This window comes from Nocardia altamirensis NBRC 108246 (assembly GCF_001612685.1).
In the GTDB taxonomy this organism is placed as follows: domain Bacteria; phylum Actinomycetota; class Actinomycetes; order Mycobacteriales; family Mycobacteriaceae; genus Nocardia; species Nocardia altamirensis.
Map to the genome: position 1 here is coordinate 87,874 of NZ_BDAY01000012.1, position 12,275 is coordinate 100,148.

Sequence of the window (12,275 nt, forward strand, 5' to 3'; positions counted from 1 at the left end):
GCCGCCACCACAACCTCCGAGACGCGACAAACCGCTCTCTCAGCCGCGCGCCATATCCACGAACCGACTCAGGTGCAGCTGGTGCGCCACGGTAATGGTCGCAGTCGGACCATTACGGTGCTTGCCGACAATCAAGTCGGCCTCACCACCACGCGGGTCGTCCCGTTCGAACGCATCCGGACGGTGCAACAGGATGACCATGTCGGCATCCTGTTCCAGCGAATTGTGGACTGAAATCCCTTGGGCCACAAAGTTATTCGTTCCAGGAACGGTGCCGTCGTAGACGTCTTGTTCGCCGAGGCCGGTGATCTCCACGATCTTGTCCCAGAAGACATCGTTGGTCGCCAACATGTCGATGTCGGCGTCTTCGAGGACGGCGGCAACCCGCGCCAGGCGGGAACGGCTCGGTGACTTCTTCCACATGGTGGAGCCGCAGAAGCGTGAGCCCATGGCCGCCGAGAATTCGCGGTGGGTCATCTGTTTGGTGGCGAGCAGGCCGCGGACCTTGGACCACACTTCCTTGGGCACCGTGTCGACGTTGGTATTGCGCACCATCGAGGCCAGCTCGGCCAACGCGACCTGCGCGGCTTGTCCACGAGCACCGTGGACGCCGACATCCTGCAGGAAAGCGGTCTGGTTGTCCGCCCCGTCGATGGTCAGGTGCCAGCAATCTCGATAGCCGGTCTTGGTGACCCGCTTGATGCGGCCGTGGACACCGACTCGAAGCAGTAGCTGCGCAACGTCATCGATGAGACGGCGGCTGGTCGACGCGTAGTACACCCGAGCCTGTCGACCCTTGGCGTCCCAGCGCACGGAGCCATCCGTAGCCCACAGGTGGCGAAGGAAGAGTGCGACTTGGTCGTTGGGCAGTGCGAAAATCTGTTGCGGGACGAACTTTTCGTAGCTGCGCAAGCCGAAGAGCCCGAGCTCGTCGAGCCACGCCGCGATGGGATTGCGTTTGCCGTGGGTGAGTTGCTCGGGCGCGCGCAGGCGCAGCGTAGTCACGCGGGCAACCGCGTATTCGTCGCGCGCCGCGGTGACACCGAAGTGGGTGGCGGCTTCGGTGACTGCGCTGAGGTTTTCTTCGTCGACGCTCGCGTAGCGGATCGGCTGCCGTTTGACGCAGGAACCATCGCCGATCATGTGCGCAAGCAGGATGATTTCGGCGTCCGGCATCCGAGTGGTCTGCACGGGCTCTGGGACGAGGCGTGGCGTAGCCAGACGGTCGCCGATCGCCAACTTCTCCAACGCGATCCAGCCGTCGACGGTCAAGAACGGATGGTTGCCGGTGGCCTCGACTACTCGCCCGGAGGCGAGGCGCAGGCGAAACACTTCCTTGCGTCCGCTGGGGAAAACTTTCACCATCGGACGCGCAACCATGCGCATTCGCTCATCCAGCGACCACACCAGCGGCTGTTCGCCACTGGCCAACAGCTCCCCGAGCGTGGTCTCACCACCGGTGTCGGCCCGCAGGATTCGTGTCGACGCAGGCAAGCAACCCGATTCGCGAAGGTCGGACACCATCGGTCGCTTGTCGGTTCGTTGTTCCGGACCACGGTTCAGCTGACTGATCGCGATCACTGGAACTTCGAGTTCCTTGGCGAGCAGCTTCAGGTTTCGGGAGAAGTCCGAGACTTCCTGCTGGCGGGATTCGACCTTCTTGCCGGAGGTCATCAGCTGGAGGTAGTCCACCACAACGAGTTTCAGGTCGTGGCGCTGTTTCATCCGCCGCGCCTTCGCCCGAATCTCCATCATCGTCAGGTTGGGTGAATCGTCGACGAACAGTGGCGCTTCGCTGATCTCACTCATCCGCCGCGCCAGCTTCGTCCAGTCGTCGTCACTCATCCGCCCCGAACGCATATCGCCAAGCTTGATTTTCGCCTCCGCCGACAGCAGCCGCATCACAATCTCGGTGCGACTCATCTCGAGCGAAAAAATGACACTGGCCAACCCATGCTTGATCGAGCAACTACGCATGAAGTCCATACCGAGCGTGGATTTACCGACACCGGGTCGGGCGGCGACGATGATCATTTGGCCTGGGTGCAGGCCGTTGGTGAGTTCGTCCAGTTCGGTGAAGCCGGTGGGGACGCCGAGGGAGATGCCGCCGCGGCTGGCGATGGAGTCGATTTCGTCCATCGTCGGCTGGAGGAGTTCCTCGAGCGGCATGAAGTCTTCGGTGGTTCGGCGTTCGGTGACCTCGTAGACCTCGGCTTGGGCGCGGTCGACGACCTCGGCGATGTCTTGGCCGTCGGCGCCGGCGTAGCCGTATTGGACGATGCGGGTGCCTGCTTCGACGAGGCGGCGCAGGATCGCCTTCTCGGCGACGATTTCGGCGTAGAAGCCTGCGTTGGCCGCGGTCGGGACGGTCTGGGTGAGGGTGACGAGGTAGGGCGGGCCGCCGATGCGTTTGAGTTCGCCGCGGCGGTCGAGGCCTGCCGAGACGGTGACCGGGTCGGCGGGTTCGCCGCGACCGTAGAGATCGAGGATGGTGTCGTAGACGGCTTGATGTGCGGGACGGTAGAAGTCGCCGGGCCGCAGCACTTCGATGACGTCGGCGATGGCGTCCTTGCTGAGCAGCATGCCGCCGAGCACGGACTGTTCGGCCGCCATGTCGTGCGGGGGTTGGCGCCCGAAATCTTCGCCGGGCGGTTCGGGCGGGAAGTTCGCGTGTCCGCGGTCATCGACGACTGCCATGCGACTCGACCGTCCTCTCTCCACCCACCGGGCTCACCCTATTGATGACTGGTTCTACTCTCGGGCTACGACACGTCTGCCGCAGCGGCAGCGGCGGTCTGCCGCGCGATGGTTGGTGCCACCTGCGGCTTCCAGCTACCGTTGTGAAATCCACGGATTCCGGACGTGCTCTGCCCCGTGTTCACGTCGTAGCGACGAACCTAGGCGACCTCGCGGGTGGTCGCCAAACCCTACTGTGCACACACCTGTGGATAAGTTGGGGACTGTTCACCTAACCGTGTGCACCCCCTGTGTACTACTTGGGGAAAACCCAGGTCATTCGACCAGAACCCGCAGATAGATATCGATTTCCTGATCTATCCACGTGTGGATTAATAAAGTCGCGGCGTGTCGGTCAAGTTGAACAGCCGGGCGTGTTGGGTTAACAGCACGGGTGACGGCTATGAACTGAATCACATTGCCACCGGTCGGTTTCTCTACTAATCCACAGGCCGCTCGCATACGACCCCGATGACCAGCGACGATTAACCGAGAATGTTCCGTATGGCAAGGCTGCCCACCGCGCTAACAATCAGTTATCAGAAAAGGTGGGCAGAATCGCACAGCCGAAGACCACTCCCGTGCCGAACACGGGAGTGGTCTCAGCGGTGTGTATTACGTCAGCTGGCAGCGACCTGCAGGTCGAACTTGGCCACCACGTCCGGGTGCAGGTGCACCACGACGCCGTGCTTGCCGATCGACTTGATGTGCGACTTCGGCAGCTCGATGCTGCGCCTGTCGAGCACGGGTCCGCCTGCCGACTTGATGGCCGCGGCGACATCCGCCTGGGTCACCGAGCCGAACAGCTTGCCGGTGCCCGCCGTCTTCACCGACAACGAGACCGACGTCAGGCCCTCGATGGCCTGCTTCAGCTCGTTGGCGTGGTCCAGGTCGCGCACCTTGCGCGCGTCCTGCGCCCGACGGATGCCAGCGACCTGCTTCTCGGCGCCACGGCTGGCAACGATCGCCAGGCCGCGCGGCAGCAGGTAGTTACGGCCGTAGCCGTCCTTGACCTCGACGGTGTCGCCGGGCGCACCGAGGTTGTCCACGTCAGCAGTCAGAATCAACTTCATTTGCGTGCCTCCCTTACTCAGCGAGCCGTCGACACGTAAGGAAGCAGGGCCACCTCACGCGAGTTCTTGACGGCAACCGCGATATCACGCTGGTGCTGCACGCAGTTGCCGGTGACGCGGCGGGCGCGGATCTTGCCGCGATCGCTGACGTACTTACGCAGCAGTGCCGTGTCCTTGTAGTCGATGTTGACGATTCCGGACTTGGCTTCCTTGCAGAATGCGCAGGCCTTCTTCTTGAGCACCTTTTCGCGCGCGGGCGCTTTAGGCATGGTCGTTTACTCCGTAATCATTGATGGTCCACGCGAAGTGGGCCTATGAGTGCCGTTATCAGAACGGCGGTTCGTCATCCATGCGGCCGCCCCCGAAGGAGCCTGCCGCGGGCGCACTGCCCCAAGGGTCGTCCTCGGCACCGCCGGAACGCCCACTGCCACCACCGGAACCGGAGCCTGCCGGTGCGAAGTTGCCTCCGCCGCCGGAACCACCGCTGCCGCCGGAACCGAAGCCACCACCACCGCCACCGCCGCCGCGACTGGTCTTGTTGACCTTCGCGGTGGCGTACTTCAACGAGGGGCCGACTTCATCGACCTCGAGCTCGACGACGGTGCGCTTCTCACCCTGAGCGGTTTCGTAGGAGCGCTGCTTCAGCCGCCCACTCACGATGACTCGGGAACCCCGGGTCAGGCTTTCGGCGACATTTTCCGCAGCCTCGCGCCAGATATTGCAGCGCAGGAAAAGGGCTTCGCCGTCTTTCCATTCGTTCGAATTACGGTCGAACATCCGGGGAGTCGACGCGACGGTGAAATTGGCCACCGCCGCTCCCGCGGGCGTGAATCGAAGCTCGGGGTCGGCCGTCAAGTTTCCGATGACGGTGATGACCGTGTCGCCTGCCATGTGGTTCCTCCTGCTCGGGGTTGCAGTCCGCGTCTCGCTGTTGCGCTAGAGCCTAGAGACAGACTCCGACGCAATCGAGGTTTGCGGGACTACTTGTCGTGGCGCAGAACCTTGGTGCGCAACACCGACTCGTTCAGGCCGAGCTGGCGGTCGAGTTCGCTCACGGTCGCGGGCTCCGCGGTCAGATCGACCACCGCGTAGATGCCCTCGGCCTGCTTGGCGATCTCGTAGGCAAGCCTGCGGCGGCCCCAGATATCGACCTTGTCGACCTTGCCGCCTTCGGTACGAACCACGTTGAGCATCGTCTCGAGAGACGGACCAACGGTGCGCTCGTCCAGACTGGGATCGAGGATAACCATCACTTCGTAATGACGCACGGACCAATCACCTCCTGTGGACTAGGAAACGGCCACGGACGGTCCGTGGCAGGAGGGTCGTTGCGTCAGCAACCCGAATAGGCTACCTGACCCCTCGGTGACCAGCGAAACCAGGTCCGAGCAGAGCGCTGGGTCCGCCGGAAGCCGGACGTCGCGCCGATATTCGCACGAGAGTTACCGGCAAGCGATGCCTGCGCCGCTTAGGGTGGTCCCCATGTCGACCGGACTCGCCACTCGCGACTTGCTCGCGCGCCGCGTGACCCGCCGTGTAGCGCTGGCGGCGGCGGTGTTGGTGCTGTGCGGGCTCACGCTCGCGCTCGGGTATGCGAACAAGGCCCGTTGCGCGGGAGCGCCGTTCGACGCGGAGGGTCGAAGCTCGATCTTCGACAACACCAAGGATTCGAACGTCTGTTATTCCGACATCCAGTTCCTCTGGCTCGGCCGCGACATCAACGAGCACGTCTTTCCCTATGTCCATGGCGGCATCACCGACGACGGCACGCTTGTCGGCGGCGCTGTCGAATATCCGGTGCTCAGCGGCACGCTGATGTGGCTCGGCGCGCTCGGCGCGGACAACGACGCCGAATTCCTGCAGCACTCCGCGCTGCTGCTGGCGCCGTTCGCGTTGCTGACCGCCTGGATGCTTTCCAGGCTCGCGGGTCGAGCGGCACTGCTGTGGGCGGCGGGGCCGCCACTGGTGCTCTACGCCTTCCACAACTGGGAACTTCCGGTGGTGTGCATGGCGGTCGCCGCGGTGTACGTGGTTGCCACGCTGACCCGATATTCGTTGCGCACCAGGGGAATACTGGCCGCGGTGCTGCTCGGTCTCGGCTTCTGCTTCAAGCTTTATCCCGGCATTTTCGTGCTGCCGCTGCTGGCGTACGTGCTGACCGGTGGTGTCGAGCGTGACCCCGACGAGCGCGGTCTCGATGTGCGCGGCGCGCTGATGGCCGCTGGTGCGGCGATCGGCACCGTCATCGCGGTGAACCTGCCGTTCGCGCTCGCCGGCTACGAGGGCTGGCGCGCGTCGATCACCTTCCAGCAGTTGCGTCAGGCCGATATCACCACGAATTCCATTTGGTACTGGGGACTTCGGCCGCTGTTCGGTTCGGACACCGAGAGCGAGTCGTCCTTCCAGCAGATCGTGTCGGTCGCGTCGCCGACGCTGGTACTCGCCGCGTTCGCGCTGGCCATGTGGCTCGGCTGGAAGCGCTACGCCGCGACCGGGGTGTTCCCGTGGGTCGGGGTGAGCGCCGCGATGCTGTGCGGATTCCTGTTGTTCCACAAGGTGCATTCGCCGCAGTACACGCTGTGGTTGGTGCCGTTCCTCGTGCTGCTCGAGGTGCCGTGGTCGGTGATCGGCGCCTATCTGGTCGCCGACGCCGCGCTCGGGATCGGGGTGTTCCGATACTTCTACGCGTTGGGCACCGGTAGACCGTACGAGTTGACCGAGAAGGTCGTGCAGTTCGGGGTGTGGGGCAGGGCCATCCTGTTGGTCGCCCTGTTCGTGCTGTTCATGCGTGCCGCACCACGCGGCTTCCGTCCGGTGCTGCCACCCATTCCGCGCTTCGCGCCGGGCGCGTTGATCCCGGTCGGGTAGGTCGTGCGCACCGTGCGAGGTGCATCACTGCGCGCACCTGCGTCAGTTGCCCGAGACTTGCCGAACGCCCAGCTCGCGCGCTGACCGAGGTCGTGCCCGCGGCGCAGTGTCGGGCGGTGGTTGCCGCCGATCAGCCGAGGGGCGCACCCCGTCTGGTCTTTTGTCCGTTTACGCTGGCCTCACTGGGCGCGTCTTCGCTCCTCTTCGGTGGTCGGGTGGGGCTGCGGGCATGAGGTGCGGCGTTGTCCCGTGGTATCGATGAGGTGGCTGCCTCGCATTCGCTCGACCCGGCGGGAGTTGGGCACGACTGCGTCTGGCCGCGTCGAGCAGACGGCGATTTCGAGGCGGTGGAGAACGGGATGGACCAAGCGGATGCGCACTCGCCTGCCGCCGTGCGGTTGACGTTGCTCAACGGCGTTGAGGCGCGCCGCGGCGATCAGGTCCTTCCGCTCGGCCCGCCGCAGCGCCGTGCGGTGCTGTGCGTACTGGCATTTCGGCGGCGGCAATGGGTCTCGGCGTCGAGTCTGCTTGCCGCGCTGTACGACGATGTGCCGCCGGCCAGTGGCGTCGGCGTGATCCAGACCTATGTGTCGGCGCTGCGCCGGGTGCTCGAGCCGGACCGCAAGCCCCGGACGCCACCCGTCGTCTTGTTGTCCGGGCACGGTGGATATCAGCTGCGGATCGCGGACGAACAGACCGACCTCGGTGTGTTCGACCGGCTGGTCGGCGAGGCGGGCCGGGCGCGCGAAGCCGGTGATCTGGCGCGCGCCGAAGACCGGTACGCGCAGGCGCTTGCGCTTTATTCAGGCGAACCGCTGGCAGGCCTGCCTGGCCCGTTCGCGCAACGCCAGCGCGAGGCACTGGCGGAGCGGCGACTCGCCGTCGTCGAGGACAGCCTCGATGTCGCTGTCGCACTTGGTCGTTCCGATGAGGTCATCGATCGTCTGCGGGTGCTCACCGCGGAACATCCGTTGCGGGAAGGCCCGAGAGCGGTGTTGATGCGCGCGTTGTACGCGCGGGGCCGGCAGTCCGAGGCGCTGGACGTCTACCGGGAAACTCGGGCTCTGCTGGTGGATCGGCTCGGCGTCGAGCCAGGTGCGAAGCTGCGTGCGCTGCACGAACAGATCCTGTCCGGTGCGGGTATGTCGGATGTCGTGGTCGGTCACGGCAAGACGGGCAATGGTCTGACAGCTGCCAGGTCGTCAGCCGTGATCGGAGACAACGCACGCACCGAGTCAGATATTCGAGCCCCCGCCGTCGATGCAGTGAATAGTCCTGGTGCACAGAGTATTTCGGATGATAGCGATGAGCAGCCGGTGGCGGATGATCGGTTCGCCGCGGTGGCGGCGCTACGGCTGGAGCCGGTCGCGTTGCCCGACCAGGCGGCACCGGTGGTCTTCGAACGTGAGCAGGAGCTGGCTCGGATCGCGGCGTGGGTGGACCAGACCGGAGCCGGTGGCGGTGGGCTGCTGGTGATTTCGGGGCGACCAGGACTCGGCAAAACGCAACTGCTCGATGAGGTCGGTCGTCGAGTGCCCGGTGCGCGGCGGATCGACCTGTCGACACCGTGGGGTGCCGCACCGACTCTCGGCCTGGTGTCGGAGCTGGCCGGGGAAAGCGACCCGGGACTTGCCGTCGCCTACACCGATGCGCAGGTGGCGGAAGCGTTGTGCGCCACGTTGACTCGCGATTCTGCGGAGCGTCCACTGATCGTGCTCGTCGACAACGCGGAGCAGATGGATGAACGGTCGGCGCGGGTGCTCGCAGCCGCGGCGCCACGGCTGCGCAGAATGCCGGTGCTGCTGGTGCTGGCATTGGACGAAAGATCGTGGGAACCAGCGATTCTCGATCTGCACGCGAAGCTGGAGCCGCCCGCCGTCGCGATCGTCCGGCTGAGTGGTCTCAGCATCGGCGCGATCGAGCGGCTGTACACACTGCGCACCGGGACCGAGTGCCCGCCAGGGTTGGCCGCCGACATTCAGCAGGCGACGGCGAGCATCCCGCTGCTGGCGGGTGCGTTGATCACGGATCTGGCCACGCTGCGCGACCAGGGGCAGCTGCCGGACTATCTGCCCGACGGGTGCTATTCGCGCTCGATCAGGCGACTGCTCGGCAGCTTCTCGCCGCGCGGCGTCGTCATGCTGACGGCACTCGCTGTCCTGCAAGACGTCACACCGACCATCGATGTGCTCGCCGCCGCCTGCGCCGAACCGGCGGACGTGGTCCGGGACCGCTGTGAATTACTTACCGCCGCAGGAATTTTGGCAACGGCGTCGCCGCCGTCTTTTCCACATCCGCTGGTCGGCAACACGATTCGCTGGCTCGTTCGCCGCGAGGACGCGGACCGCTTCCGCGTCGCCGCGGCCGAACAGGCGCGCATCGCCGGATACTCGGCCAGACAGGTCGCGACCTACCTGCGTGACCTGACCGGGGCCGAGTACGCCCGCTGGACAGTGGTGCTGCTCGACGCCGCCGAGGAAGGCCTGCGCCACGGCATGATCGCCGACGCGGTGCGCCAGCTCGAGGTGGCGTTGCGGATCGCCGCGCCCGCCGACCGGGACGACATCCTGGTCCGGCTCGGTCAGCTGGAACTGTGGACCAACCCGGCGGCGGCCCGCGTGCACCTGGAGGCGGCGCTCGGCAGCGAACGTGACCGCCGCGTCGCGCCGACCGCCCTCATGCCGCTGGCCTGGACCTTGGCGACCCATGGGCGGGCCACCGCGGCGATGGCGCTGATCGACGCGGTGCATGCCGAGACGGCGGCGCGAGACCCGAGGGCGGCCAGGAACATTCGAGCCGCCTCGTGGGCGGTCGCCGCGCTGACGGCGGCGACGTGGCAGGAATTCATCGCCACGCTCCCTCGCATCGGGGCTCCCGGATCCGACGGTTCGGTCGAGCCCGCCGATCAGATCACCGCCGCGGTGCTCACCTGGGACGATGCTTTCCACGTTCGGTACACCGCGCGGGCAACGCTGGCGCGGTTCCCGTCCGAACCGGATCCGGCCCGCGGCTGGGATGCGTTGCCGCCGCAACTGGTCGGGATACTCGCCCAATTGTCGATGTGGTCCGGCGATCTCGCGCTGGCCAGACAACTCAGCGGACAGCGCAAGGACCACTACTTCGGCACCATCGACGTCTATCGCCTCGTCCTGCATTCGGAAGCGCTGCTGCGCTGTGGCGATTACCGCGAGGCGTTGCGCCAGGTGGCCCCTGCGGTCGGCAGTCTCGGCGACGAATCCATCCGGCCGCCGCTCGCGCTGGTCGCCCAGTATGCGCACGCCCTGCTCGGTCTCGGCCGACTCGTCGAGGCCGAACGGTGGCTCACCAGCGTGACCGCGCACGCCAACCCGGAGACCTGGGAGTGGACGGTGGTCATCCACGTCAAAGGCATGCTCTGCGCCGCGCGCGGTGATTCCCGTTCTGCGGTAGCGCATTTCCTCGACTGCGGCCGACGCACCGCCGCGGTGGGCATTGTCAACCCGGCGCACATCCCGTGGCGCAGCTCGGCCGCCATCGAGCTGGTGCGCCTCGGTGAGCACGAACGCGCCCGCGAGCTGGCCACCGCCGAGCTCGACGTGGCCCAGCGCTGGGATACCCCAGGCACCGTCGGAAGGGCACTGCGCGCATTGGCTGTCACCGATACCGACGGGGTGGACGCGGATATGCTTGCCCGCGCCGTCGACCTGCTGCGCCGCTACGACTCTCCGGTCGAACTGATTCCTGCTCTGCTGGAACTGGCCGCCGTCCGGCAGGACCACGGCGACGTCGACAGCGCACGCGAGCTGCGCTGGGAAGCCCATGCGATGGCCGAAACCATCGGTGCCGCACGATATCTCGAAATCATCGCCGGTCTGCTCGGCACCACGCCGCCGCCGTCACCCGGCGGGGTGTCCGCCGGGTGACGAGTGCGCGGCGGGTCTGGCAACCTGTGTGAGGTCGACGACCGCATCCGGTCCGGTCCCCGTTCGGCGGGTTGTCCGCCGACCGTCGAAGGCCCTGAAGGTCTTGTGCGCGGCAATAACTCAGGCGCGATCAGTACGCCGACTGCCCCCGAGCTGGTGGTGTCCACCGAATGTCGTTGCACCCGTTGACTGCCGGCCGACCGCAGGTGAGGTCGCCTACCCGGGATGATCTCACTTCGGCGGGTTGTCCACCGAACGACGTTGTACCCGTGGACTACTGGCCGGCGGCAGCCTGGGTGATCAGGTCGGCGATCGCGTCCGGCGCGGTGATCATCGACGCGTGCCCGGTCACCAGTGACACGATGTGGTCCGTGGTGGTCACCTGGTGCGCCATCCGGGACTGCAGGGCGGGCGGGATCATCGCGTCCAGTGTGGAGATCTGGTACCAGGTGTTGTCCCGCAGTGCTTCCCACGCGGGCGTCGCGGTGCCCGAACCGGCAAGCGAGAGTACCGAAGTCGGCTTCTGGGTGGCGGCGAGCAACGCGGCCTCGCGCGGGTCGGCGTCGGCGGCGAAGTCGGCGTGGTAGCGGTCGCGGGCGATGATCAGCTCCGGGGTATCGGCCGTGCCGATGTTCACCAGGTCGGCGCCGCTCGGCAGCTGCTCACCGAACTCCTGGTTGATCTGGAACGCGGACTGGCCTGCGGTGGGTGCGTAGGCGGCGACATACACCAGCCCGGTGACGTCGGCGCGGCCCGAGCCGGCCTGGCTGATCACCGCACCGCCGTAGGAGTGGCCGACCAGGATCGTCGGCCCGGTCAGCGCGTCGAGGTCGCGGACGACGACGGCCACGTCCTCGGCGAACCCGCGCAGCGGGAGCTGACTGGCCACCACGGTGCCGAAACCCTTGTCGCTCAGCCGCTCGATCACCCTGTTCCAGCAGGACCCGTCGGCCCAGGCGCCGTGCACGAGCAACACATTCGGGGCGGTGGTCATTCAGTTCCTCCAAGTTCGCGTCCGATCGCCTGCGCGGGCGATCGACCACAGCATCCTCAGCCGACTGAACGTGGTCTGAATGTCCGCCGAACGTGCAGCTCAGCGCCCCTAGGTGTGCCGAGCGCGGAACGCAGCACCTTTGACGCGGTTTCCGCAGATGGTCATGTCGCACCAGCGCCGGGTGCCGCCGCGGGAGGCGTCGACGTACAGGCGGGTGCATGCCGGCCTGCCGCATTCCTTGATCGAGGCGGAGCTGCCGCACAGTTCGATGGCCGAGCGGGCGATCGCGGTGAGTGCGGCGGCGGGCGTGCCCGAGCGGGTGATGGCGCCGTCGGAGCCGAGGGCGATCTGCGGAAGTTCGCCTTTGGCCACGGTGTTCACCAGCCTGCGGTCGGCATCGGCGGGTGCTTCGCCGCGTGACTTCGCGACGGCCATGCGATACGCGGCTTCCCGCAGGCGCACGGCTGCGGCGAGGGTGGCCGCGTCGCAGTCGGGGGCGCGGTCGAGCAGGTCGGCGGCGACCAGCCAGTCGGCGAGATCGGCGGGCGCGCCGAGGCCATCGTCGGCTGTCCCGGTGCGGGCCTTGACCGTGCCCGCGAAGTCGAGGGCGAGGTTGCCACTCACGAAGGTGAACACCTGCACATAGTAACCACCTTGACAGGTTAGGTGGAAGCCTGCCACGGTGATAACCACCTAAGGCGG

9 protein-coding genes are annotated in these 12,275 nt (G+C 66.3%); 2 read left to right on the forward strand and 7 right to left on the reverse strand.

All coding sequences use genetic code 11. The features are described 5' to 3' along the window. Window positions 1-39: 39 nt before the first annotated feature. From NA11_RS08805 to rpsF, 5 genes are all read right to left on the reverse strand, one after another. The gene (locus NA11_RS08805; RefSeq protein WP_069161288.1) at window positions 40-2,697 is read right to left on the reverse strand and encodes a replicative DNA helicase; all 2,658 of its coding nucleotides are present in this window, start codon (window positions 2,695-2,697) and stop codon (window positions 40-42) included. A 659-nt stretch (window positions 2,698-3,356) separates the two neighbouring features. After that, window positions 3,357-3,809 (reverse strand): 50S ribosomal protein L9, encoded by a 453-nt coding sequence (gene rplI, locus NA11_RS08810; protein WP_069161289.1) that lies wholly within the window; start codon window positions 3,807-3,809, stop codon window positions 3,357-3,359. 17 nt (window positions 3,810-3,826) lie between these two features. Next, window positions 3,827-4,078 carry a 30S ribosomal protein S18 gene (gene rpsR, locus NA11_RS08815; protein ID WP_014989074.1) on the reverse strand — a complete coding sequence of 84 codons (252 nt, stop codon included), beginning with the start codon at window positions 4,076-4,078 and terminating at the stop codon, window positions 3,827-3,829. 58 nt (window positions 4,079-4,136) lie between these two features. Further along, window positions 4,137-4,700: a single-stranded DNA-binding protein gene (locus NA11_RS08820; RefSeq protein WP_069161290.1), complete on the reverse strand. Its 564-nt coding sequence runs from the start codon at window positions 4,698-4,700 to the stop codon at window positions 4,137-4,139. A gap of 89 nt (window positions 4,701-4,789) precedes the next feature. Then, on the reverse strand, window positions 4,790-5,077 hold the full coding sequence (gene rpsF, locus NA11_RS08825) for a 30S ribosomal protein S6 (protein WP_014989072.1): 288 nt from the start codon (window positions 5,075-5,077) through the stop codon (window positions 4,790-4,792). A 214-nt stretch (window positions 5,078-5,291) separates the two neighbouring features. Between rpsF and NA11_RS08830 the strand changes: the two genes are divergently transcribed. Then, window positions 5,292-6,677 (forward strand): glycosyltransferase family 87 protein, encoded by a 1,386-nt coding sequence (locus NA11_RS08830; protein WP_069161291.1) that lies wholly within the window; start codon window positions 5,292-5,294, stop codon window positions 6,675-6,677. Window positions 6,678-6,919: 242 nt separating this feature from the next. Next, a complete protein-coding gene (locus NA11_RS08835) occupies window positions 6,920-10,579 on the forward strand; it encodes an ATP-binding protein (protein ID WP_141717483.1) in 3,660 nt (1,219 codons plus the stop codon). Window positions 10,580-10,853: 274 nt separating this feature from the next. Here NA11_RS08835 and NA11_RS08840 read toward each other — a convergent pair whose 3' ends face one another. Together NA11_RS08840 and NA11_RS08845 are read right to left on the reverse strand one after the other, a co-directional pair. Continuing rightward, entirely contained in the window at window positions 10,854-11,573 is a 720-nt protein-coding gene (locus NA11_RS08840) for an alpha/beta fold hydrolase (RefSeq protein WP_069161293.1), read from the reverse strand. A gap of 108 nt (window positions 11,574-11,681) precedes the next feature. Next, complete coding sequence (locus NA11_RS08845) at window positions 11,682-12,209, reverse strand: CGNR zinc finger domain-containing protein (RefSeq protein WP_069161331.1); 528 nt, start codon at window positions 12,207-12,209, stop codon at window positions 11,682-11,684. Between the last annotated feature and the right edge of the window lie 66 nt (window positions 12,210-12,275).

What these genes read in the sequence shown, in the direction of transcription:
- NA11_RS08805 (WP_069161288.1), bottom strand. Translation starts at nt 2,697, where the DNA reads ATGGCAGTCGTCGATGACCGCGGACACGCGAACTTCCCGCCCGAACCG.
- rplI (WP_069161289.1), bottom strand. Translation starts at nt 3,809, where the DNA reads ATGAAGTTGATTCTGACTGCTGACGTGGACAACCTCGGTGCGCCCGGC.
- rpsR (WP_014989074.1), bottom strand. Translation starts at nt 4,078, where the DNA reads ATGCCTAAAGCGCCCGCGCGCGAAAAGGTGCTCAAGAAGAAGGCCTGC.
- NA11_RS08820 (WP_069161290.1), bottom strand. Translation starts at nt 4,700, where the DNA reads ATGGCAGGCGACACGGTCATCACCGTCATCGGAAACTTGACGGCCGAC.
- NA11_RS08830 (WP_069161291.1), top strand. Translation starts at nt 5,292, where the DNA reads ATGTCGACCGGACTCGCCACTCGCGACTTGCTCGCGCGCCGCGTGACC.
- NA11_RS08840 (WP_069161293.1), bottom strand. Translation starts at nt 11,573, where the DNA reads ATGACCACCGCCCCGAATGTGTTGCTCGTGCACGGCGCCTGGGCCGAC.